The sequence below is a fragment of the Luteimonas kalidii genome, from assembly GCF_029887935.1.
GTDB classification, from domain to species: domain Bacteria; phylum Pseudomonadota; class Gammaproteobacteria; order Xanthomonadales; family Xanthomonadaceae; genus Luteimonas; species Luteimonas kalidii.
The window spans coordinates 66,343-88,486 of sequence record NZ_JARXRO010000010.1 but is presented as its reverse complement, the minus strand read 5'-3'; the positions used below and the strand labels follow the sequence as shown (position 1 = coordinate 88,486).

The following is a 22,144-nucleotide window of genomic DNA, read 5'->3' as shown; positions in this document are numbered from 1 at the left end:
ATGCCCGCTCCGCTCCCGGCCCGTCAAACCGGCCCCGACCTGCACGCCTGGTTCCAGTCCGATTCCGGTCGGGCGGTCCTGGACAGCGAACGGGAGGCCGTCACCCACGCCCTGGCCGACCGGCCCGGCCTGCCCTGGCTGTGGTGCGGGCCGGTCGAACGGGCGGTCCCGGATGGTGCCGGACGCGGGCTGTGCCTGCATCCCGACGGGATCGGACAGTGGTCCGGACCCGTGTCCTGCGGGTTGCCCCTGCCGCTGCCCAGCGAAGCCTTCGGTGCGGTGGTCCTGCAGCACGTGGCACGGCCATCCGGCCCCTGTGGCGCCGAACTGCTGGACGAGGCCGCGCGCCTGCTGGTGAACGGCGGCCGCCTGTGGCTGTTCGTGCTCAACCCGCTGGCGCCCTACCGCTGGCGCTGGCGGGGCAGCGGCGTCAGCGCGTCCGAACCGCTGGCCTGGCGCAGGCGCCTGCGCCAGGCGGGGCTGGCGCCCGAGCCGGTGTCGCAGGGCCTCGGCCCGACCTGGAAGGTGCACACCGCGCCCTCGCCCCAGCAGGGCGCCGGGCTGCGGGCGGCCTACCTGCTGCGCGCCGAGAAGCGCGCGTTCCCGCTCACGCCGGTGCGGCAACGACGCGCGCTGCCCCTGCCGACCGGTGCCGCGGCGGCATGAGCGAGGTCGGGATCCACACCGACGGCGCCTGCCTCGGCAACCCCGGCCCCGGGGGCTGGGCCGCGCTGCTGCGCTATGGCGACAAGGAACGCGAGGTGGTTGGCGGCGAGCCGCTGACGACCAACAACCGCATGGAGCTGATGGCCGCGATCGCCGCGCTGGAAACCCTCAGCCGGCCCTGCGAAGTGATCCTGTACACCGACTCCCAGTACGTGCGCCAGGGCATCACCCAGTGGATGCCGAACTGGGTGCGACGCAACTGGCGCACCGCCGGCGGCGACCCGGTGAAGAACCGCGACCTGTGGGAGCGCCTGCACGCGGCCTGTACCCGCCATGCCATCGACTGGCGCTGGGTGAAGGGCCACTCGGGCGATCCCGACAACGAACGCGTCGACGTGCTGGCGCGCGACGAGGCCGTGCGCCAGCGCGCCGCCGCCGTCGTGGCGACGCCCGCACCGTCCCTGCGCCACGGCTGACGCCGTCCCGCGGCGCGCGCGGTGCGCGCCGGCCTGCCTGATTCCGGAACCCGACCATGCGCCACATCATCCTCGACACCGAAACCACCGGCCTTGAATGGCGCAAGGGCAACCGCGTGGTGGAGATCGGCTGCATCGAGCTGGTCGAGCGCCGACCGACCGGGCGCACCTTCCACCACTACCTCAATCCCGAACGCGAGTTCGAGCCCGGGGCGCAGGAAGTGACCGGCCTGACCCTGGAGTTCCTGGCCGACAAGCCGAGATTCGGCGAGGTGGCGGACGAGTTCCTCGCCTTCGTCGACGGCGCGGAACTCGTGATCCACAACGCCGCGTTCGACATGGGCTTCCTGGAACACGAACTGTCGCTGCTGGGCGAGCGCTACGGCCGGCTGCGCGATCGCGTGACCGTGCTCGATTCGCTGGAGCTCGCGCGGCAGCGCTATCCGGGACAACGCAATTCGCTCGATGCCCTGTGCCGGCGACTGGGCGTGGACAATTCGCACCGCCAGCTGCACGGCGCGCTGCTCGACGCGCAGCTTCTGGCGGAGGCGTGGCTGGCGCTGACGGCGGGGCAGGGGGAGATCGGGTTCACCGCGCCCGAGCGCGGCGCCGCGTCCCGCGGACAGGTCGTGGTACCGGTGGCGCCTTCGGGACCGCGCCCGGTCCTGGTCGTGCCCGACGAAGATCGTGCCTTGCACCTGGCGCGGGTCGAGGCGATCCGGGGCAAGGCCGGGCGCAGCCTCTGGGACCTGGTGGACGTCGCGGACGAAGGGACGATCGCGGCCACGGCCTGATCGCCCGTGTGCCGGGAACGGCCGGTCGAACCCGCCGTCAGGCGGGTCAGTGGCTGCGGACCAGCACCACCGTGACGTTGTCCGAACCGCCACCATCCAGCGCGGCGGCGACCAGGCCGTCGACGCATTCCTGCGCGCTGCATTCGGTGTGCGCGAGCACCCGCGAGATGCCGCCGTCGTCGACCTCCTCGGTCAGCCCGTCGCTGCACAGCAGCAGCTGCGACCCCGGGGCCAGCTCGCCCGACAGGGTCTCGACGTTGAGCGACTGCGGCTCGGTCACGCCCAGCGCCTGCGTGACCACGTTGCGATGCGGATGGCTGCGCGCCTGGTCGAGGCTGATCGCGCCCTGGGCGATCAGCTCCTGGACGTAGCTGTGGTCGTGGGAGAGCTGGGCGAGCTTCCCCTCACGCCACAGGTACGCGCGGCTGTCGCCCACCCACGCCACCTCGAAGCGGTTGCCGACCACGCGCGCGGCGACCACGGTGGTGCCCATCGGCAGGGCGTCGTTGCGCTGGCGCGAGGCGCGGATGATCTCCTCGTCCGCGATCCGGATCGCCTGCTGCAGCGGCGTGCCCTGGCGGGTCTCGCGCACGATCGTCTCGCGCGCGAGCGCACTGGCGACCTCGCCGTATTCATGCCCGCCCATGCCGTCGGCCACCAGCCACAGCCCCAGCTCGCTGTCGCCGTAATAGGTGTCTTCGTTCAGCTCGCGGCGCAGACCGACGTGGGTCAGATGTCCGAATTCGATCATGCGTAACCCGACGGCTGCGGGCGGACTCGTGGTTCTTGCGTCAGGTAACGCGGAAACACGGAGGGGCAGGTCAGGCGGGGGCACGTGTCGGGGGCGGCGGCCGGCGCATGGCGGGGTGCCGATACGCTAGCAGGGCGGCGGTGAACGCGACATGCCCATGCGCCGGCCGTCCGCCTCAGGGCTGCAACACCAGGGTGTGTCGCGCGGCCCCGGGCAGGAACGGCGACGCGCGGCCTTGGACCCAGTCGTCGTGGCCGGCGCCCCAGAACGGCGAGAGCGGATGTCCGCTCTGGCCGCCTGGCATGTGCAGGATGCCGTCGCCCTCGTGACCGGGCGAGACGACCATGCGTTCGGAGGCTCCGAACGACGGGCCCTGCACCCGCGGCATCATCGCATCCCCCGGCAGGCGGTCGGCGGGCATGCACAGCAGGCGTTTGCCCAGCGGAACGGCGCCGGCGAGCGGGTGGCAGATCGCCGCCGTGTTGCGCTCACCCCAGGTGCGCGCGCGCAACGGACCGCTGGCCGAGAGCTCGTCGTCGACCTCGCGCGCCGCGTCGGCGAACAGCGCCGGCCAGCTGTCGAAGCCGCGCGGCAGCAGGTGTGCGGGACGCTGCTGCACGAGCGGCCAGGCCACGCCCTCGAACTGGGGCAGGTCGGGGAGGATGAAGTCCGCGCCCAGGGCCGCGCGCGCCGGCGCGGTCAGCCCGTCCAGCAGGCGCGCATGCACCGCCTGCCGCCAGGCGCGCACGATGCGGTAGCCGGCCGAATCGACGCTGGCGCGACCGGTCCAGTCGGCGGTCGCCGTGGCGAGGTTGCGCAGTGGGGGTGGGGCGTCGTCCGCCGCGGCGAGCGCCACCAGCAGGTCGCGCCAACGCGTCATCAGCAGGGCGCGGTCGTCGAGCTGGAGCGCCAGCAGGTCCGCCTCGGTGAAGCGGCGCCCCGACTGCAGCGCATCGCGGATCTGCCGTTGACGCGCGCCGAGTGCGTAGCCGCCGTCGCCGATGCGCGACAGCGTCTCGCCGGACACCACGCGGGCGTTGGCGGTCCAGAGGCGGTCCGCATCCGGGGAGCGGACGACCGGCGCGGCGTCGGTGACGTTGGCCCAGGGGGCGCAGGACGGCGCGATGGTTCCGCGCGCGCGGGCTCCCGACGGCGGCTCCGCATCGGTAGAGGTCCGCGTGCCGGGCGCGGGCATGTCGGTGTCGTTCATCCGCGCAGGCAGTCGCCGCCGGCAATCGCCGCTGCGGGCAGGCACGGGGCCGAGCAGTCGCCAGGCGATGTCCCCGTCGGCATCGCCCACCACCAGGTTCTGGGTGGGGATCGCGGCGCGATCGGCCTGCGCCAGCACGTCGTCGACCGAGGCGGCGTACGCGAACTGCATCAGGCCCAGGTCGAGCGACCGCGGCAGGTGCGCCGTCCAGCGCAGCGACAGCACCTGGCCGTCGGGCCGGTCGTGCAGCACCGGACCCCAGGACGTCTCGCGCACTTCGAAGGGCACGGAGTCGGCACCGGCGACGGCGATCGCTTCCGCGTGCACCGTGACCGGACTGCACCCGGCGCCGGCCCCGGCGGCGGTGCAGGGGCGTTCGAGCGCCCAGTCGAGCGTGTCGGCGTAGCTGTTGGTGTAGCCCCAGGCGACGTGGCCATTGCTGCCGGCGACGATCGCGGGCAGTCCGGGCAGGGTGAGCCCCTGCACGTCGACGCGTCCGCCGGGTGCGCGCGCGTCGGGCCAGCGCAGGCGGGCGCGGAACCAGAGGTTGGGCGCCCGCAGGCCGAGGTGCATGTCGTCGGCGACGATCGCGCGGCCGTCGGCGGTCAGCGCGCCCGAGACGGCGAAGTTGTTGCTGCCCGGGCGCAGGTCGCTCCTGGCCGGCGAGGACGGGGCGGCGGCGAACGGTCCGTTGCCGGCTTCGGCCTGCGTCGCTGCGAGGGGCGGAGCTGTGACGTTGCTCGATGGCTGCAGGCGGGTTGCGAACGCATCGTCCCGCGACGCGTCGCCGGCACGTGCCGCGCCGTCCCGGGCCTGGGGTGCCGGCAGCCGGCGCAGGTCGACCTCGTCGGCGCCCGGCAACACGGCATCGCCGAACGGTTCGCCGGTCAGGGGCGCGTCCCAGTCGCTGCCCGGATGCGCGAGCAGCGCGTACAGCGGCTCGGGCAGGTGCGGCTCCAGGGTCCACATCGCCAGTTCGCGCGCGTTGGTCGCGTCCTGCAGGTCGAAGTACATCGCGTAGCCGGCCAGGGCCGTGTCGGCGGGTCGCCAGGGCTGCGGCCGCTGGCGCAGCAGCAGGTAGGGCCAGGGACGCACGCGCAGCGCCGACAGGCCGGCGTTGACGCCTTCGGCGTAGGCGTCCAGCAGGGGCCGCTGGCCGCCGGCGATCGCGTCCAGCCGCGCGTCCACGCGTGCGCGCATCCGGTGCACGCGATGGTGGCGGTCGACATCCAGCGCCATCGGCCCGAACAGGGCCGACAGTTCGCCGGCGGCCGTGCGCCGCAGCAGGTCCATCTCGAAATAGCGTTCCTGCGCGTGCACGTAGCCCAGGGCGCGCATTGCGTCGCGTTCGCTGGCCGCCTCGATGGTGACCACGCCCAGCGCGTCGCGACGGATCTGGGCCGGTGCCGAGAGCCCGGCGAGCGCGGCCTCCCCGTCCAGCCGCGGCAGGCTGCCGCGCAGCAGTCCCCACGCCGCCAGCGCCAGCAGGACCACGCACGCCAACCCCGCTATCACCGATCGCAGCAGACGCCTGGACCACTTGCGCACGAACACTCCCCCAATGAACGCCGGAAACAGACCCGCAGGCCCCGCAGCACGGATCCGACGCGCGGGGGGAATGGGGCTGCGACTGACACTGATTCCGATTAGAACATCGGCGGCGGCGTTCGGGCACGATGGGCGCCTCCCCGCACCCGCCGAACGCCATGAAAGGCCATCCCGAAGTCGTCGACTACCTCAACATGCTGCTGCGCGGCGAACTGGCCGCACGCGACCAGTACTTCCTGCATTCGCGCCGCTACGAGGACCTCGGCCTGCACACCCTGTACGCGCGCATCCACCACGAGATGGAGGAGGAGACCCAGCATGCCGACGCGCTGCTGCGACGCATCCTGTTCCTGGAGGGGACGCCGGACATGCGCCCCGACGCGTTCGAGCCGGGCGCGACGGTCGAGGAGATGCTGCGCAAGGACCTGGACCTCGAATACAAGGTGCGCGAGAACCTGGCCCAGGGCGTCGCGCTGTGCGAGCGTCACGGCGACTACGTGACCCGCAAGGTGCTGGTGACCCAGCTGTCGGACACCGAGGAAGACCATACCTACTGGCTGGAGCAGCAGTTGCGGCTGATCACGATGGTGGGCCTGGAAAACTACCTGCAGTCGCGCATGGGCGAGGACGCGCCGCACGGCTGACGCCGGGGGACCGCCGCGGCGCAACGGAACGGAACGGGTCGAATTCCTCTCGGCGCAGGCAGGTGCCGACATGCCGGCCGCACGCCACCGGCGCGCCACGCGGGCTACCCCGCGCGATCGAGTCGGTAGACGGCCGTGGACAGCGCCGACACGCCTTCGGCCTGGAACGAGGGTTCGTGGGCCAGGATGTCGCGACGCTCGAGCAGCGCGACCGACCACTGCGTTCCGACGAACCGCGCCTGCACCTCGGACTCCCCGACCGAGAACGGCGGTCCGGCCTTCTCGTGCTGGGGATACTCGAGGGTCACCAGCAGCCCCCTGCAGTGTGCCGGCAGGCGCGACCAGGTGGTCGCGGCGTAGGTGGCCCGCATCGACGCGGGCAGCGCGATCAGTGCGGCGCGGTCGTAGACACCGGCACAGTCGGCAAGCAGCGCCGCGGGAACGGCGAAGGCATCGCCGGCCAGCAGTTCCCAGGGACCGGCAATGTAGTGGGTGCCGGCCGCGCTGGTATGGATCCGGGGCGCGAGCCCGCGTTCGTCGAAGAACTGCGTGATCGCCAGATCCGACAGTTCGATGCCCAGCACGCGATGGCTCTGTTCGGCCAGCCAGACCATGTCCAGCGACTTGCCGCACAGCGGCACGCACACGCGGCTGTCCGGAGGCAGGCCAAGCGAGTGCCAGTGGCTCGTCAGCAGGGGCAGCGGCGCATCGCGGTGGAAGCCGATGCGCTGGCTGCGCCAGCGTTCGTGCCAAACGACTCTTTCATCACGCCTCCTGCAGGTACGGTCTCGCAGCCGCGACTTGCGACGTCGCCGACCGCGCCGCCGCGCGCCCGGTGGTCAGGCCGGCGCGCCCGTCACTCGACATGCAGTGCGTCCACCTTCTGCCGCGCCGCCGCGAGACCCGCTTGCGACGTCGCCGACCGCGCCGCCGCGCGCCCGGGGGTCAGGCCGGCGCGCCGGTCACTCGACATGCAGCGCGTCCACCTTCTGCCGCGCCGCCGCGCGCCGGTGGTCAGGCCGGCGCGCCCGTCACTCGACATGCAGTGCGTCCACCTTCTGCCACCCGCGCGGCAACAACCCCCCGCGACTCGCGCGCGCGCCGACGTAATCGCCCAGGTCCTTGAACGACAGGCTCATCGTGCGCGCACCGGACTTCACCACCAGGGTGCCGCCCGGCGGTACCACGGCTACGGAAACCACCCGTTCGGTGCCGCGCCGCGCCTTGGGAATCTCGATGATCTTGTTGCCCTTGCCGCGGTCGAGTTCGGGCAGTTCGCTGACAGGGAACGCCAGCAGGTGACCGGCGCTGGTGACCGCGACGATGCGGTCGGCGCCGACGTCGCCGACCGCCACGGGCTGCAGGACCTTCGCGCCCTCCGACAGGGTCAGCATGGCCTTTCCGGCCTTGTTGCGCCCGGTGAGGTTCTCGAAGCGGGTGAGGAAGCCGTAGCCGTGCGAAGACGCGAGCACGAAGCGTTCGTCATTGCCGCCGCTGGCCAGGGCGACGAAACCCGCCCCGGCTGCAGGCGAGAAGCGGCCGGTCAACGGTTCGCCATTGCCGCGCGCCGACGGAAGCGAATGCGCCAGCGAGGAATAGCTGCGCCCGCCGCTGTCCAGGAACGCCACCTGTTGCGTGGTCCGGCCCTTCACCGCGCCCAGCAGCGCATCGCCGTCGCGGTACGACAGCGCGGCGGCGTCCACGTCGTGGCCCTTGGCCGCGCGTACCCAGCCTTTCTGGCTCAGCACGATGGTCACCGGCTCGCTCGCCACCAGGTCGGTTTCGCCCAGCGCCTGCGCGGCCTCGCGCGAGACCAGCGGCGAGCGGCGTGCATCGCCGAACTTCTTCGCGTCGGCCAGCAGTTCGTCCTTGATCAGCTTCTTCAGCTTCGCCTTGCTGCCGAGGGTGGCGATCAGCTGCTCGCGCTCGGCCGCCAGTTCGTCCTGCTCGCCGCGGATGCGCATCTCCTCCAGTCGCGCGAGCTGGCGCAGCCGCGTTTCCAGGATGTAGTCGGCCTGTTCCTCGGACAGCGCGAAGCGTGCGATCAGCGCCGGCCGGGGCGCGTCCTCGGTGCGGATGATGCGAATCACTTCGTCGAGGTTGAGGAACGCGACCAGCAGGCCTTCGAGCAGGTGCAGGCGGCGTTCGACCTTCTCCAGGCGATGGTTGAGCCGCCGGGTCACGGTATCGGCGCGGAACGCCAGCCACTCCGACAGCAGCATGCGCAGGTTCTTCACCTGCGGCCGCCCGTCGAGGCCGATCACGTTGAGGTTGACCCGATAGCTGCGCTCCAGGTCGGTGGTCGCGAACAGGTGGCCCATCAGCTGTTCGGCATCGACCCGATTCGAACGCGGGATCAGCGCGATGCGCACCGGGTTGGCGTGGTCGGACTCGTCGCGGATGTCCTCCAGCCAGGGCAGCTTTTTCGCCCGCATCTGCGCGGCGATCTGCTCGATCACCTTCGAGGGCGAGACCTGGTAGGGCAGGGCGGTGACGATGATGTTCTGGCCTTCGCGGGTGAAGGTGGCACGGGCGCGCACGCTGCCGATGCCGGTTTCGTACATCGCGCGCAGGTCGGCGGCGGGGGTGATGATCTCGGCGGTGGTCGGGTAGTCCGGGCCGCGCACGTGTTCGCACAGGTCGGCCACGGTGGCGTCGGGATCATCCAGCAGGCGCAGGCACGCGCTCACCACTTCGCCCAGGTTGTGCGGCGGCACGTCGGTGGCCATGCCGACCGCGATCCCGGTGGTGCCGTTGAGCAGCAGGTGCGGCAGCCGCGCCGGCAGCCAGCTGGGTTCCTCCAGGGTGCCGTCGAAGTTGGCGGTCCAGTCCGCCGTGCCCTGCCCCAGTTCGCCCAGCAGCACCTCCGCGATCGGGGTCAGGCGCGATTCGGTGTAGCGCATCGCGGCGAACGACTTGGGATCGTCGCTGGAGCCGAAGTTGCCCTGTCCGTCGATCAGCGGGTAGCGGTACGAGAACGGCTGCGCCATCAGCACCATCGCCTCGTAGCAGGCACTGTCGCCGTGGGGATGGAACTTGCCGATCACGTCGCCGACGGTGCGGGCGGACTTCTTCGGCTTGGCGGCCGCATTGAGTCCGAGCTCGCTCATCGCGTAGATGATCCGGCGCTGCACCGGCTTGAGGCCGTCGCCGATGAAGGGCAGGGCGCGGTCGAGCACCACGTACATCGAGTAGTCGAGATAGGCGCGCTCGGCATACTCGCGCAGCGGGATCTGCTCGAAACCGTGGAAGGTGGTGCGGACGGGCTCGGTCATCGGGTCTGGGAGCTGGAAAAGGAGTGAATTCTACCGCCGCCGCAGTCTCCGGCCGGCGGTCTCGCCGGCTGCGACGCGCGCGCGCCAGCATCGCGCGCCTGTCCCGCACCACCGCCGACCGCATGTACATGCCCCTGCCAGCGCGCCGCACCGAAGCCGCGCACTACGTCTATCCCGAGCACCTGCGGCCGCAGATCGCCAGCCTGCCGCGCGCACCCGGCGTCTACGTGTTCCATGGCGAGGACGCGCGGGTACCGCTGTACATCGGCAAGAGCGTGGACATCCGCCATCGGGTGATGGATCACCTGCGCACGCCGCAGGAGGCACGTCTGCTGCGAGCGGCCCGCTGGATCGGGCACACACGCACGGCTGGCGACCTGGGCGCGCAGCTGCTCGAGGCGCAGCAGATCAAGCTGTGCCAGCCGATCCACAACAAGCGCCTCCGGCGCCGGCGGCAGCTGTGTTCGATCCGGCTGCTGTGCGGGCGCCCGGAGGTGGTGCACTCGCACGAGCTCCCGTTCGCCTCCACCGGCAGGCTGTACGGGCTGTTCTCCAGCCGGGTGGCGGCGCTGCAGGCACTGCGGGCGATCGCCGACGAGCACCGGCTGTGCTACGGCCTGGTGGGGATCGAGCGTCTGGCGGCCGGGCGCGCCTGCTTCCGCGCGGGGATCGGCCGCTGCGCCGGCGCCTGCTGCGGTGGCGAGTCGCGCGCCGACCACGAAGGCCGGCTGGAGGCGGCCCTGGAGGCCTTGCAACTGGCAGCCTGGCCGTACGCCGGCGCGGTCGGGATCGTCGAGGAAGGTCCCGATCTCACCCAGATCCACGTCGTGAACGAGTGGCATTACCTCGGCAGCGGCACGACCCGCGCCCAGGCCAGGCGTCTGGTGGCCCCGGTGGCGGGGTTCGACAACGACGGCTACCGGATTCTCGCCGGGCCGCTGATGGCGGGGCGGTACGGGGTCGTCCTGCTTTGAAGGAGGATGCAGCCGGCAGCGAGGTCCCGGGCTGGCAGTCGTCTTCGACCTCCCCCCGCGCCGCGGGGCGTTTCGGAACGTTTGTACGGCCGTCCCATGGGGCAGAGGCGGCGCACACCGCGGGTCCCGGCACGGACCGATCGCGCCGCAGCGGGCCCCCGAACGCGCCGGCAATCTGCGTGGATCAGGGATGTAACGCGCCGTGAAACCGAAATAAAATGTTAACGCTAACTTCCCGGGTCGTCTTGGGCGGGGATGTTGCGCAGTGCAGCAAGGCTTTTCGGGCCCGGATGTGTAGAGTTCATGCGCGCCGCGACGCCGGATCGTAGGCGTCGGGGAGCATTCGGGCAGGTTCGTCGCGGGCGTCGCACACGCTTTTTTGGTAGCGCTAACTTTATTTCGGGGATCGTTGATGGGCCTGTTCGTTGGACTGGATGTGGGCACCCAGAGCGTCAAGCTGGTGGCCTACGATCCCGATGCGCGCCAGATCGTGGCATCGGCCGGCCAGCCGCTGGACCTGGCCTCGGGCGACGACGGCAGCCGCGAGCAGCGCGCCGACTGGTGGGTGGACGCGGTGCGTGCCTGCTTCGCGCGGATCGAGCCGTCGGTGCGCGCGCGCATCGTGGCGATCGGCGTGTCCGGCCAGCAGCATGGCTTCGTGCCGCTCGACCGCAGCGGCAGCGTGCTGGCCCCGGCCAAGCTGTGGAACGACACCAGCACCAGCGACGAATGCGACGAGATCATGGACGCGGTGGGCGGCGCGCGCCGCGCCATCGAGCTGGCGGGCAACCCGATCCTGGCCGGCTACACCGCCTCCAAGCTGCCGTGGACGCGCAAGCACCGCTCGCAGGCCTATGCGCGGCTGGCCACGATCCTGCTGCCGCACGATTACATCAACTACTGGCTGACCGGCGAGCTGTGGATGGAGCACGGCGACGCCTCCGGCACCGGTTGGCTGGACGTGCGCAACCGCCGCTGGTCGTCGGAGATGCTGGCCGCGACCGATCCCGACCGCGACCTGGGCGCCTGCCTGCCGCCGCTGGTGGAGGCGGGTACCCTGGTGGCGATCAAGGCGTCGCTGGCCGACGAGCTCGGCCTGCCGCACGGCGTGCAGGTGGCGGCCGGCGGCGGCGACAACATGATGGCGGCGATCGGCACCGGCAACGTGGTTCCGGGCGTGCTGAGCATGAGCCTGGGCACCTCGGGCACGCTGTTCACCTATGCCGACCGGCCGGTCGTCGATGACACCGGGCGCTGGGCCGCGTTCTGCGATTCCACCGGCGGCTGGCTGCCGCTGATCTGCACCATGAACTGCACTGTCGCCACCGAGGCGGTCGGTCGTCTGTGCGGGTTCTCGACGAAGGAAGGCGACACGCTGCTGGCCGGTACCCGCCCGGGCGCCGAAGGCCTGCTGATGCTCCCCTTCCTCAACGGCGAGCGCACGCCCGACCTGCCGCACGGCCGCGGCAACCTGTTCGGCATGACCGCGAACAACCTCACCCCGGCCAACCTCTACCGTTCGGCGATGGAAGGCGCGATGTACAGCCTGCGCAACGGCTACGATGCGCTGGTCGACGCCGGCCTGCGCTTCGAGGCGATCCGCCTCACCGGCGGCGGCAGCCAGAGTGCCGTGTGGCGGCAGATGACCGCGGACATGTTCGGCCTGTCGGTGGACGTGCCCGAGCAGGCCGAGGGTGCGGCGTTCGGCGCCGCGCTGCAGGCGCTGTGGGCGGTGCAGCGCGCCGCCGACGGCGAGGCCGACCTCAACGCGCTCGCCGCCGCGCACGTGCAGCTGGATCCGCGCCTGGCCGCGCATCCGCATGCCGAAGCGACCGGCGCCTACGACGCCCAGTACCAGCGTTTCCTCTCCCACCTCGACGCGATCCGGCCGCTGTACGCGGATTGACCGCGCCTTTCCTCCACGACTCCACGGACACACCGCAATGAGCAAGGCATTCATCGGCGCGAAGGAATACTTCCCCGGCATCGGCAAGATCCCGTACGAAGGCGCCGCCTCGGACAATCCCCTGGCGTTCAAGGTCTACGACGCCGGGAAGAAGATCGGCGGCAAGACCATGCGCGAGCACCTGCGCTTCGCGGTCTGCTACTGGCACACCTTCTGCAACGCCGGCGCCGACCCGTTCGGCCCGGGCACGCGCCGTTTCCCGTGGGACGGCGGCGACGCGCTCGCCGCGGCCGAGGCCAAGGCCGATGCCGCGTTCGAGTTCTTCACCAAGCTCGACGTGCCGTACTACTGCTTCCACGACGTCGACCTGGCGCCCGACGCCGACGACATCGGCACCTACGAGAAGAACCTCAAGCACATGGTGGCGCTCGCCAAGGAGCGCCAGCAGGCCACCGGCATGAAGTTGCTGTGGGGTACGGCCAACCTGTTCTCGCATCCGCGCTACATGAACGGCGCGTCGACCAACCCGGATTTCGCGGTGGTCTCGCGCGCCGCGGTCCAGGTCAAGGCGGTGCTCGACGCGGTGGTGGAACTGGGCGGCGAGCACTACGTGTTCTGGGGCGGCCGCGAAGGCTATGCCTCGCTGCACAACACCGACATGAAGCGCGAGCTGGCGCATTTCGCGCGCTTCCTCACCGCCTCGCGCGACTACGCGCGCAGCATCGGCTTCCAGGGCAAGTTCTTCATCGAGCCCAAGCCGATGGAGCCGATGAAGCACCAGTACGACTTCGACTCGGCCACGGTCGCCGGCTTCCTCAAGGAACACGGCCTGGACAAGGACTTCATGCTCAACATCGAGGCCAACCACGCCACGCTGTCGGGCCATACCTTCGAGCACGACCTGCAGGTCGCGGCCGACCACGGCCTGCTCGGCAGCATCGACGCCAACCGCGGCAACGCGCAGAACGGCTGGGACACCGACCAGTTCCCGACCGACCTGTACGACGCGGTCGGCGCGATGCTGGTGGTGCTGCGCCAGGGCGGCCTGGTAGGCGGCCTGAACTTCGACGCCAAGCCGCGTCGCGAGTCGACCGACATGGAGGACCTGTTCATCGCCCACATCGGCGGCATGGACGCGTTCGCGCGCGGCCTGGAAGTGGCGCACGCGCTGCTCGAGGACTCGCCGTGGGAGCAGTGGCGCAAGCAGCGCTACGCCAGCTTCGACGGTGGCGACGGCAAGGCGTTCGCGGAAGGCCGGCTGGGCCTGGCCGAACTCGCGTCGCTGGCCGCCAAGGCCGGCGAGCCGCCGCAGACCAGCGGCAAGCAGGAGCGCTACGAGAACCTGCTCAACCAGTACCTGCTGCGCTGAGTGGCGTTGCGCGCGCCGGTCGCCATGGGAGCACCATCGTCCCTCCGCGCCGACCGGCCGCGCGATTCCCGGGGGTGCCCGGCGCGCTCAGCGCGCCGGCGGCGCGACCGAATCGCGCTGGACCAGCTGGTGGGCGATCACGTGGTCCACCAGCGTGCGCGGGCCGTCCTTGCGGCGGATGCCGCGCACCAGGATGTCGATCGCCGAATCGCCCATCATCGCCACCGGCTGGCGGATGGTGGTGAGTTCCGGCCAGACCGTGGTGGCCGCGTAGGTATCGTCGAACCCGACCACCGACAGGTCGCGCGGCACGTCGAGGTGGCGCCGGTGCGCCACCGAGACCACGGCCGCGGCCATGTCGTCGTTGCTGGCGAAGATCGCCGTGGGCGGGTTGGGATGGGCGAGCAGTTTCTCCGCCGCTTCCAGTCCCGAGCGGTAGGTGAAGAAGCCGGCCTCGACCAGGGTCTCGTCGAACGGGATCCCGGCCTCGGACAGCGCCACCTGGAAGCCCTCGAGCCGGCGCACGCTGGCGGTCTGGTTGGGATGGCCCTTGATGTGGCCGATGCGGCGGTGCCCGGCGGCGATCAGGTGCTGGGTGACTTCCTTGCCGGCCTGGAAATCGTCGATGCGCACCCGCGAGATGTACTGGTTGGGGTGCGCGGAGGCGATCGCCACCACCGGCACGCCGGCGTCGACGAACTCGGCGATCACGCCCTTCGACTCGCACAGCGGCGGCGGCAGGATCACGCCGGTGATGCGGTTGGCCAGGGTGCGCGCGGCCTGGCGCTGGGCGTTGGCGCCGAGGTTGTCCCAGGAATCGATCACCAGCTGCGCGGCGATGCGGCTGGCACCGCGCAGCGCACCGACCAGCAACTCGCGCAGGTAGGCGCTGCTGGGGTTGGTGTAGATCAGCGCGACTCGCGGCTCATGCGCGGTGGCCAGCGCGCTGGCGGCCAGGTTGGGGGTGTAGCCGAGTTCGCGCACCGCGCGCATGACCCGTTCGCGGGTGGTGTCGCGCACCTTGCCCTGGTCGTTGACCACGCGCGAGACCGTCATCGGCGAGACCTTGGCGAGCGCCGCGACCTCGTCGAGCGTCACCGCCATTCCCTTGCGGCGCGCGGCTTTCCTCGGCTTCTGCAATGGTGTTTCCCCCTGCCGCGCCGCGGCCGTCTGTGGTTCGGGCCGGCATGCGCGGCGCGGTATGCATCGACGGACGCGGCGTCCATCGCGACACGACCAGACATGAGGGCTGATTGAATGGTACACACAACGGTCAACGCCGGGCAGGATTCCGCCCCGCATACACCGGGACGGGCCGGCCGCTGGCTGCGCCGCCTCGCCTGCGCATTGCTGGCCCTGGTGGCGGTGCCGCTGGCTCATGCCGAGGACGGCTACGACCTGTGGCTGCGCTACCGCCCGGTCGAAGACGCCGCCGCGCAGGCCTATCGCGCGCAGTTGGGCCAGCTGGTGGCACCGTCGTCCACCGCGATCCAGCGCGCCACCCGGGACGAACTCGTGCGCGCACTGGGCGGCCTGCTCGGCGGTGCGCCCGCGCTGGCCGATGCCCCGACCGGGGCCGGCGCGCTGCTCGTCGGCACGCCGGCATCGCTGCCGTCGATCGGCCGGATCGGCCTGGACCTGGAGAGCCTGGGCGAGGAGGGCTACCTGATCCGCAGCGTGTCTGTCGACGGGCGCGCCGCCACGGTGGTCGCCGCCAACAGTGACACCGGTGCGCTCTATGGCGCCTTCCACCTGCTGCGGCTGGTGCAGACCCGGCATCCGATTGATGCGCTCGACCTGCGCGAGGTGCCGAAGGTCAAGCTGCGCGTGCTCAACCACTGGGACGATCTCAATCGCCACGTCGAGCGCGGCTATTCCGGGCAGTCGATCTGGGACTGGCACCGGCTGCCCGACTGGCTGGATCCGCGCTACACCGACTACGCCCGTGCCAATGCCTCGATCGGCATCAACGGCACCGTGCTCAACAACGTCAACGCCAACGCGCAGATCCTGACCGCGCCCTACCTCGACAAGGTGGCCGCGCTCGCGGGCGTGATGCGGCCATACGGCATCCGCGTGTACGTGAGCGCGCGCTTCAGCGCGCCGATGGAGATCGGCGGACTGGACACCGCCGATCCGCTCGATCCGGCCGTGCGCCGCTGGTGGCAGGCCAAGGCCGACGAGATCTACGCGAAGGTGCCGGATTTCGGCGGCTTCCTGGTCAAGGCCAACTCGGAAGGGCAGCCCGGTCCGCAGGATTTCGGCCGCAGCCATGCCGACGGCGCCAACATGCTGGCCGAGGTGCTCGCGCCGCACGGCGGCATCGTGATGTGGCGCGCGTTCGTCTACTCGGACGAGGAACCCGACGACCGCCACAAGCAGGCGTATACCGAATTCGTGCCGCACGACGGCGAGTTCCGCGACAACGTGCTGGTGCAGGTGAAGAACGGCGCGATCGACTTCCAGCCGCGCGAACCGTTCCACCCGCTGTTCGGCGCGATGCCGAAGACGCCGCTGATGATGGAATTCCAGATCACCAAGGAATACCTGGGCTTCGCCACCCATCTGGTGTACCTCGGCCCGATGTACGAGGAAGTGCTGCGCGCGGACACGCATGCCAGGGGCCCGGGCTCGACCGTCGCGAAGGTGGTCGACGGTTCGCTCGAGGGCCATGCGCTCAGCGGCATCGCCGGTGTCGCCAACATCGGCAGCGACCGCAACTGGAGCGGCTCGCATTTCGACCAGGCCAACTGGTACGTGTTCGGCCGCATGGCCTGGGATCCGTCGGTCGATGCCCGCACCGTCGCGCAGGAGTGGACGCGCATGACCTTCACCAGCGATCCGGCATTCGTCGAGCCGGTGGTGGAGATGATGATGGCCTCGCACCAGGCGGCGGTGGACTACATGACGCCGCTGGGCCTGCACCACCTGATGGGGCGCGGCCACCATTACGGCCCGGCGCCCTGGGTCGAGGGCGGCCCGCGTGCGGACTGGACCTCGGTGTACTTCCACCGCGCGACGAAGGAGGGCATCGGCTTCGACCGCACCACCTCCGGCAGCGACGCGGTGTCGCAGTACGCGCCGCCGGTGGCCGAAGTGTTCAACGATCCCGCGCGCGTGCCGGAAGAGTTCCTGCTGTGGTTCCACCATCGCCCGTGGACCAGCCGTGTCGCCTCGGGCCGCACCCTGTGGGACGAGCTCGTGCACCGCTATTCGCGCGGCGTCGGCCAGGTCGCGCGGATGCGCGGTACCTGGGACGGGCTGGACTCCCACGTCGATCCCGAGCGCCACTACCAGGTCGAGCGCTTCCTCGCGATCCAGGAGCAGGAAGCACAATGGTGGCGCGATGCCAGCATCGCCTACTTCCAGACCTTCTCCGGCCTGCCGCTGCCCGAGGGCGAGGCGCCGCCGGCGCAGTCGCTCGAGTACTACAAGTCGCTCGAATTCCCGAACGCGCCGGGGGACACGCAGTGAGTCGCGCCAGACTCCGTACCCGCGCCACGCGCACGCTGCTGGCCGGTGTCGCGTTCGCGCTGGCGGCGGTGGCCGCGCCCGCGACCGCCGCCGACCCGACGGCGTCGCTGCTGCACCCGATGTTCGACGACCACGCCGTGCTCCAGCGCGACCAGCCGGTGCGCGTGTACGGCGTGGCGCCCGCGGGCCAGACGGTGCGGGTGGAGTTCGCGGGCAAGCGTGCACGCGCACGCGCCAGCGACGACGGCCGGTGGGAAGCGCAACTGCCGGCATTCGAGGCCGGCGGGCCGCACACGCTGGTGGTCACGGCCGGCGATCGCAGCCAGCGCGTGTCGGATGTGCTGGTCGGCGACGTGTGGCTGTGCTCGGGCCAGTCGAACATGGAGCTGCAGGTCTGGCGCGCCCTCGACGCCCGGGCCGAGATGGCGGGTGCGGGCAACGACCGCATCCGCATGTTCACCGTGCCGCAGGTGTCCGACGTGGTGCCGAAGGCCGCCTTCTCCGAAACGGTGGAATGGCAGCCGGTGAAGCCCGAGACCGTGCGCGAATTCTCGGCCGCCTGCTACTTCTTCGCGCGCGAACTGCAGAAGCAGGTCGACGTGCCGATGGGCCTGATCGACGCCTCCTGGGGCGGTTCGCGGATCCAGGCCTGGACCAGCGGCGAGGCGCTGCGCACGCTCGGTGACTACGACGCCGAGCTCGACGTGCTGGGGCGCTACGCCGACGATGCCGTGGCTGCCGTCGGCGAGTGGGGCACACTGTGGCAGGACTGGTGGTCGGCGCGCGGCGGCATCGATGCGGACGACCGACCCTGGGCCGCGGACGAGGCGAGCGGCGCGTGGCGCGCCGCACCGGAGCAACTCGGGGCCTGGGAACGCTGGGGCGAGTCGGAACTGGCCGAGTTCAACGGCATGGTCTGGTACCGCACCACGGTCGAACTCGATGCCGCACAGGCTGCACAGGGCGCCACCCTGGTGCTGGGGCCGGCCGACGAGATCGACATGACCTGGGTCAACGGCCGCGGCGTGGGCAGCACCTACGGTGCGGGCGCGGGCCGCGAGTACGCGCTGCCCGCCGGCCTGCTGCGCGCGGGCGGGAACACCATCGTGGTGAACGTGCTCGACACCTACCGCGACGGCGGCCTGGCCGGTCCGGCGTCCGCGCACCTGCTGCGCCTGGCCGACGGCAGCGAGGTGCCGCTCGACGGCGGCTGGCGCTACCGCGTGGTGCCGCCGGAACTGGGCACCCCGCCACGCGCGCCCTGGCAGAGCGCGGCCGGGCTGTCGACGCTGTACAACGGCATGATCGCGCCGATCGGCCGCTACGGGCTGCGCGGCGCACTGTGGTACCAGGGCGAGTCGAATACCTTCGAGCACGACCGCTACGCACAACTGCTGCGCGCGCTGCGCAGCGACTGGCGCAACAGGTTCGGTGCAGACCTGCCGCTCCTGGTGGTGCAGCTGGCGAACTACGGCGCCGCGCCCACGGCCCCCACCGACAGCGACTGGGCCGCCCTGCGCGAGGCGCAGCGTGCGGTGGCGGCCGAGGATCGCAACACGGGCCTGGCCGTCACCATCGACATCGGCGACCGCTACGACATCCATCCGACCAACAAGCAGGAACTCGGGCGTCGTCTGGCGCGCGTCGCCAGGCACGTGGTGTACGGCGAATCGCTGCCGCCGTCCGGGCCGGTGCCGGCTTCGACCTCGCGCAACGGCGACGCCGTGTTGGTGCGGTTCGACGACGTCAGCGACGGCCTGCTGGCCTACGGCGCCGCAGGCCCGATCGGGTTCGAGCTGTGTGGCGCCGATGCCGGCAGCTGCCGCTATGCACAGGCGGAACTGGCGGGCGATCGCGTCACCCTGCGCGCATCCGGCGCGGGCGATGCCACGCGCGTGCGCTACTGCTGGGCCGACAGCCCGGTCTGCACCCTGTTCGACGGCGCCGGCCTGCCGGCCGGGCCGTTCGAGCTCCCCGTGACCCCATGATCGAAGACGACCACGCCCGATGAGCACCACCGCCTCCACCGACACCACGACCCACGGTTCGCGCAACGATCGCGAGATCGTCGACGCGAAAGTCATCGTCACCTGCCCCGGCCGCAACTTCGTCACCCTCAAGCTCACCACCCGCTCGGGCGTGTACGGGCTGGGCGACGCGACGCTCAACGGCCGCGAACTCGCGGTCGCCTCGTACCTGCAGGACCACGTGGTGCCGAACCTGATCGGCCGCGATGCCGGCCGGATCGAGGACACCTGGCAGTTCCTCTACCGTGGCGCGTACTGGCGGCGCGGGCCGGTGACGATGAGCGCGATCGCGGCGGTCGACGTCGCGCTGTGGGACATCCTCGGCAAGATGGCGGGCATGCCGGTCTACCAGCTGCTGGGCGGCCGTTCGCGCGAGGGCGCGCTGGTGTACGGCCACGCCAACGGTCGCGACATCGCCGAGGCCAGCGATGCGGTCGGCAAGTTCATCGAGCAGGGGTTCCTGGCCGTGCGCGCGCAGTGCGGCGTGCCGGGCATCAAGAAGGCCTACGGGATCTCCAACGCCAAGGGCTACGAGCCGGCCGAGAGCGAACTGCCGCTGGAGACCACGTGGAATACCCCGCGCTACCTGGACACCGTGCCGAAGCTGTTCGAACAGCTGCGCGCCGACCACGGCAGCGAAGTCGAACTGCTGCACGACGTGCACCACCGGCTCAGCCCGATCGAGGCCGCGCGCCTGGCGAAATCGCTCGAACCCTACCGCCTGTTCTGGCTGGAGGACGCGACGCCGGCCGAGAACCAGAAGAGCTTCGAGCTGATCCGCCAGCACTCGGTCACCGCGCTGGCGGTGGGCGAGGTGTTCAACTCGATCTGGGATTGCAAGCACCTGATCGAGCACCAGCTGATCGACTACATCCGGACCACGATCGTGCATGGCGGCGGCATCACCCACCTGCGCCGGCTGGCCGACTTCGCCGCGCTGCACCAGGTGCGCACCGGCTTCCACGGTGCCACCGACCTGTCCCCGGTGACCATGGGCGCGGCGCTGCATTTCGACACCTGGGTGCCGAACTTCGGCATCCAGGAATACATGTTCCACACCGACGAGACCGATGCGGTGTTCCCGCACGACTACGTGCTGCGCGACGGGCGCCTGCACGTGGGCGACACCCCGGGCATCGGCGTGGACATCGACGAGGCGCTGGCGGCGAAGTATCCGTACGCGCCGAAGCAGCTGCCCATCGCGCGCCTGGAAGACGGCGCGATGTGGGACTGGTGAGACAACCGAGGGGAATGCAGATGATCGACCGCACCACGCGCCACCGCCGCCGGACGACCTCCACGCGCCTGATCGCCGCTGGCGTCGCCGCGCTGCTGCTGGCGGGTTGCCAGCGCGAACCGGACGAAGCCGAGGCGCCGGCCTCGGCAGCCGACGCCGCCCCGTCCGCCACGACGGCGTACTTCGACTGGTTCGCGTACACCGGGCGCGACGCCGCGTTCGAGGCGCCGGTGCCGGAGGGCAGCTTCCGCAACCCGGTGCTGTCGGGCTTCTACTCCGATCCCAGCGTGACCGCCGCCAACGGCAAGTTCTACCTGGTGTCTTCCACCTTCACCTTCTTCCCCGGGATCCCGGTGATGGAGAGCGAGGACCTGGTGCACTGGAAGCAGGTGGGCAACGCGATCCACCGCCCGGAGCAGCTGGACTTCGACGGTCTGGGCGTGTCGCGCGGCGTGTTCGCCCCGGCCATCGAGTTCCACGACGGCACCTTCTACGTCGTCAACACCTCGGTGGATGCGGGCGGTAATTTCATCGTCACCGCGACCGATCCGGCCGGCCCGTGGTCGGATCCTGCATGGTTGCCGGGCATCGGCGGCATCGATCCCTCGCTGTTCTTCGACGACGACGGCAAGGTCTACATCCTCAACAACGACGAACCCGAGGTGCCGGTCCGCTACGACGGTCATCGCGCGATCTGGCTGCAGGAGATCGACATCGCGACGAAAAAGCCGTTCGGCCCGCGCAAGGTGCTGATCGACGGCGGCGTGAAGCCCGAGGACAACCCGATCTGGATCGAAGGCCCGCACATCTACAAGGTCGACGGCTGGTACTACCTCAACAACGCCGAGGGCGGCACTGGACCGCAGCATTCGCAGGTGATCCTGCGCAGCCGCGACGTCTGGGGCCCGTACGAGCCGTACGAACACAATCCGATCCTGACCCAGCGCGACCTCGACCCCAACCGCCCGCTCCCGGTCACCAACGCCGGCCACGCGGATCTCGTGCAGGGTCCGGACGGCAGCTGGTGGGCGACCTTCCTGGCCAGCCGCAACTACGGCGTGGACCACTACAACACCGGCCGCGAGGCGTTCCTGCTGCCGGTCACGTGGAAGGACGGCTGGCCGGTGATACTGCCGCGCGGCGAAGAGATCCCGTACGTGCTTCCGGGCCCGTCCTTCATGAAATCACCCGCCGACCAGGCGCCGATGACCAGCAACTTCACCTGGCGCGACGAGTTCGACACGGTGGAACTGGGCAAGGGCTGGATGACGCCGCGCGTGCCGAAGACCCAGTGGTACGACGGCAGCTCGCGGCCGGGCTGGCTGGCGATCCATCCGCTGCGCGAGCGTCTGGACACCAAGGTCAACCCGTCCTTCTACGCGCGTCGCCAGCAGCACCAGGTGTTCGAGGCGAGCACGGCGATGGAGGTCCCCGCCGAGGGCGTCGCTGCGGGCCTGGCCGCGTTCCAGGGCGACACGCACTGGTACTTCCTCGGCGTGCGTCGCGCGGGTGAGGGCGTCGAGGTGTTCCTCGAGAAGAAGGCAGGCGAGGGCGAAGCGGAGATCGTCGCCCGCGACTCGGCGGCCGCCGCCACGCAACTGACGCTGCATATCGAGGGCAACGAAGGACGCTACGGGTTCGGGTTCGATGCAGGCGACGGCGCCGGCGTGCAGTGGCTGACGCAGGACGCCGACGGCACGATCCTGAGCACGGATATCGCCGGCGGATTCGTCGGCGCCACCATCGGACCGTACGCGCGTGACGAGCGCGCGCCATGACACGCCACGGGAGGA

At 70.9% G+C, this 22,144-nt stretch carries 16 protein-coding genes; 11 read left to right on the top strand and 5 right to left on the bottom strand.

Going from position 1 to position 22,144, the window contains the following annotated elements; translation table 11 throughout:
* The 3 genes from QFW81_RS03160 to dnaQ are packed head-to-tail and all read left to right on the top strand — an operon-like array spanning position 1 to position 1,936.
* Positions 1–666, top strand: a complete 666-nt coding sequence (locus tag QFW81_RS03160) for a hypothetical protein (RefSeq protein WP_280577110.1) — start codon at positions 1–3, stop codon at positions 664–666.
* Positions 663–1,142: a ribonuclease HI gene (gene rnhA, locus QFW81_RS03155; RefSeq protein ID WP_280577109.1), complete on the top strand. Its 480-nt coding sequence runs from the start codon at positions 663–665 to the stop codon at positions 1,140–1,142. The genes QFW81_RS03160 and rnhA overlap by 4 nt, the downstream gene beginning before the upstream one ends.
* A gap of 56 nt (positions 1,143–1,198) precedes the next feature.
* Positions 1,199–1,936 (top strand): DNA polymerase III subunit epsilon, encoded by a 738-nt coding sequence (gene dnaQ, locus QFW81_RS03150; protein ID WP_280577108.1) that lies wholly within the window; start codon positions 1,199–1,201, stop codon positions 1,934–1,936.
* A gap of 46 nt (positions 1,937–1,982) precedes the next feature.
* On the opposite strand, the gene QFW81_RS03145 is transcribed toward dnaQ, so the two are convergent.
* The gene (locus QFW81_RS03145) at positions 1,983–2,687 is read right to left on the bottom strand and encodes a PP2C family protein-serine/threonine phosphatase (RefSeq protein WP_280577107.1); all 705 of its coding nucleotides are present in this window, start codon (positions 2,685–2,687) and stop codon (positions 1,983–1,985) included.
* A gap of 175 nt (positions 2,688–2,862) precedes the next feature.
* The gene (locus QFW81_RS03140; protein ID WP_280577106.1) at positions 2,863–5,445 is read right to left on the bottom strand and encodes a penicillin acylase family protein; all 2,583 of its coding nucleotides are present in this window, start codon (positions 5,443–5,445) and stop codon (positions 2,863–2,865) included.
* A 158-nt stretch (positions 5,446–5,603) separates the two neighbouring features.
* Between QFW81_RS03140 and bfr the strand changes: the two genes are divergently transcribed.
* A complete protein-coding gene (gene bfr / locus QFW81_RS03135; RefSeq protein ID WP_280577105.1) occupies positions 5,604–6,089 on the top strand; it encodes a bacterioferritin in 486 nt (161 codons plus the stop codon).
* A gap of 104 nt (positions 6,090–6,193) precedes the next feature.
* Here bfr and QFW81_RS03130 read toward each other — a convergent pair whose 3' ends face one another.
* Positions 6,194–6,883: a thiopurine S-methyltransferase gene (locus QFW81_RS03130; RefSeq protein WP_280577159.1), complete on the bottom strand. Its 690-nt coding sequence runs from the start codon at positions 6,881–6,883 to the stop codon at positions 6,194–6,196.
* A gap of 237 nt (positions 6,884–7,120) precedes the next feature.
* Positions 7,121–9,364: a DNA topoisomerase IV subunit A gene (gene parC / locus QFW81_RS03125; protein WP_280577104.1), complete on the bottom strand. Its 2,244-nt coding sequence runs from the start codon at positions 9,362–9,364 to the stop codon at positions 7,121–7,123.
* A 128-nt stretch (positions 9,365–9,492) separates the two neighbouring features.
* Here parC and cho point away from each other — a divergent pair, with 128 nt between their 5' ends.
* The 3 genes from cho (at position 9,493) to xylA (ending at position 13,613) form a co-directional block, all read left to right on the top strand.
* Positions 9,493–10,338, top strand: coding sequence for an excinuclease Cho (gene cho / locus QFW81_RS03120; protein ID WP_280577103.1), 846 nt, complete (start codon positions 9,493–9,495; stop codon positions 10,336–10,338).
* 412 nt (positions 10,339–10,750) lie between these two features.
* Positions 10,751–12,244 (top strand): xylulokinase, encoded by a 1,494-nt coding sequence (gene xylB, locus QFW81_RS03115; RefSeq protein WP_280577102.1) that lies wholly within the window; start codon positions 10,751–10,753, stop codon positions 12,242–12,244.
* A 37-nt stretch (positions 12,245–12,281) separates the two neighbouring features.
* Positions 12,282–13,613: a xylose isomerase gene (xylA, locus tag QFW81_RS03110; protein WP_280577101.1), complete on the top strand. Its 1,332-nt coding sequence runs from the start codon at positions 12,282–12,284 to the stop codon at positions 13,611–13,613.
* Positions 13,614–13,700: 87 nt separating this feature from the next.
* Here xylA and QFW81_RS03105 read toward each other — a convergent pair whose 3' ends face one another.
* Positions 13,701–14,717, bottom strand: a complete 1,017-nt coding sequence (locus QFW81_RS03105; RefSeq protein WP_280577158.1) for a LacI family DNA-binding transcriptional regulator — start codon at positions 14,715–14,717, stop codon at positions 13,701–13,703.
* A 153-nt stretch (positions 14,718–14,870) separates the two neighbouring features.
* Here QFW81_RS03105 and QFW81_RS03100 point away from each other — a divergent pair, with 153 nt between their 5' ends.
* The 4 genes from QFW81_RS03100 to QFW81_RS03085 are packed head-to-tail and all read left to right on the top strand — an operon-like array spanning position 14,871 to position 22,129.
* Complete coding sequence (locus tag QFW81_RS03100) at positions 14,871–17,087, top strand: alpha-glucuronidase family glycosyl hydrolase (protein ID WP_280577100.1); 2,217 nt, start codon at positions 14,871–14,873, stop codon at positions 17,085–17,087.
* Positions 17,084–19,075 (top strand): sialate O-acetylesterase, encoded by a 1,992-nt coding sequence (locus QFW81_RS03095; protein WP_280577099.1) that lies wholly within the window; start codon positions 17,084–17,086, stop codon positions 19,073–19,075. Before QFW81_RS03100 ends, QFW81_RS03095 begins: the two co-directional genes overlap by 4 nt.
* 19 nt (positions 19,076–19,094) lie before the next feature.
* The gene (gene manD, locus QFW81_RS03090) at positions 19,095–20,351 is read left to right on the top strand and encodes a D-mannonate dehydratase ManD (protein ID WP_280577098.1); all 1,257 of its coding nucleotides are present in this window, start codon (positions 19,095–19,097) and stop codon (positions 20,349–20,351) included.
* 20 nt (positions 20,352–20,371) lie between these two features.
* On the top strand, positions 20,372–22,129 hold the full coding sequence (locus QFW81_RS03085) for a glycoside hydrolase family 43 protein (protein WP_280577097.1): 1,758 nt from the start codon (positions 20,372–20,374) through the stop codon (positions 22,127–22,129).
* Positions 22,130–22,144 lie beyond the last annotated feature (15 nt).